Annotated in this window: 1 protein-coding gene; it reads right to left on the bottom strand. The window is 69.4% G+C overall.

Going from position 1 to position 1,485, the window contains the following annotated elements; translation table 11 throughout:
* Window positions 1–224 precede the first annotated feature (224 nt).
* Window positions 225–1,415, bottom strand: coding sequence for a cytochrome P450 (locus DXZ73_RS36000; protein ID WP_116215112.1), 1,191 nt, complete (start codon window positions 1,413–1,415; stop codon window positions 225–227).
* Window positions 1,416–1,485: the final 70 nt, after the last annotated feature.

The following is a 1,485-nucleotide window of genomic DNA, read 5'->3' as shown; positions in this document are numbered from 1 at the left end:
CAGGACGCCAACTCCTCGTGGAATGCCAGTTCTGGGGCACAGAGCGTCGACACTCACGTCTGACCCGTTATCAAAGGCCATCCTGCTCAAGACTGACTGTGGGTTTCCCTAAAGCACGTTGCCCGTACGCACGGCCCCGATCGCGTGGCGAGCGCGAGGTGTGCGTACGGGCAACGTCCCGGACGTCGCGGTGGAGGCCGCCGCCGGGCACGGGGAAGTGCGGTCTACCAGGCCACGGGCAGCTCGGTGAGGCCGCCGGAGAGCTGGCCGTCCAGCAGCCGCAGCTCGTCCACCGGACGTACCAGGCGCAGGTCGGGCAGGCGGGTGAACAGCTTGGTGAACACCGTCTTCAGCTCGATGCGCGCCAGGGGGGCGCCGATGCAGTGCCAGATGCCGTGGGCCAAGGTCATGTGCGGGTTGGGGGACCTGGTGATGTCGAACCGCTCCGGTTCGGTGTAGGCCCGCTCGTCGAAGTTGGAGAGGCTGAAGTCGAACAGGACCAGGTCCCCGGACCGGATGGTCACCCCGCCGATCTCGACGTCCTCGGAGGCGTAGCGCGGCAGGACCGACCCGCCGGCCTTGGCCGCCCGCAGCACTTCCTCCACGGCGAGCGTCATCAGGTCCGGGTCCGCCAGTGCCGCCGCGCGCTGCTCGGGGTGGGCGCTCAGGAGCACCACGCCGTCGTCCATGATCGTGACGACGCTGTCCAGCCCGGCGAACAGCAGGCCCACCGCCAGCGGTGCCACGCGCGCCTCGGGCAGCCCTCCCTCGCTCAGCCGGGTCATGATGTCGTCGCCGGGCGTGGCCCGCTTCTGCTCGACGAGCCCTTCGATGAACGCGAAGAGGCCGCGCTGTCCGCGCTCCACGCTCTCGCGGTCGTTCAGCAGGGCCATCTGGGACAGCAGCGTCGTCAGCTGTTCGCGGCTCTCCACAGGGATGCCGATGATGTCACAGAGGACCGTCAGGGCGACCGGTGTGGAGACGCCGCCGTGCAGGTCGCCGGGCGACCCCTGGGCGATGAACCGGTCAAGTACGGCGTCCACGACCCCTGCCACCTGCGGCTGCATATCGCGCACCCGCCGGGCGGAGAACATCGGCGTGAGCAGCCGGCGGTACTCGCTGTGCGTCCGGCGTCCGGCCTCGGCGTCGGTGTCGGTGATCATCAGGTCCAGGTAGGCGCTCCTGACGTACCGCGGCGCGTTCGCCGGGTCGGGGTGGGAGCGGCCGATCCGCTCGTCGTGCAGCAGCTGCTTGAGCTCGGCGTGGCGGGTCACCAGCCACCCCTCGTCCCCGGCGGGGGTGCGCACCCGGCAGACCGGCCCCTGTTCCTGCAGTTCGCGCAGCAGCGGGCTCACCGTCAATAAGGCAGGCGTCTCAAGGCTGAGGGAGGGAAGTTCCTGGGGGGAAGCGGTCATGGAAGGTTTTGCCTTTCACGCTTGGGTCGGAACCGATCACTCGGCGGTCGGTGGAACGACGTGCGTCACC

The organism is Streptoverticillium olivoreticuli subsp. olivoreticuli (assembly GCF_003391135.1).
GTDB lineage: Bacteria > Actinomycetota > Actinomycetes > Streptomycetales > Streptomycetaceae > Streptomyces > Streptomyces blastmyceticus.
The sequence above is the reverse complement of the archived record's forward strand: the minus strand, read 5'-3'. Positions and strand labels throughout refer to the sequence as shown.

What these genes read in the sequence shown, in the direction of transcription:
- DXZ73_RS36000 (WP_116215112.1), bottom strand. Translation starts at nt 1,415, where the DNA reads ATGACCGCTTCCCCCCAGGAACTTCCCTCCCTCAGCCTTGAGACGCCT.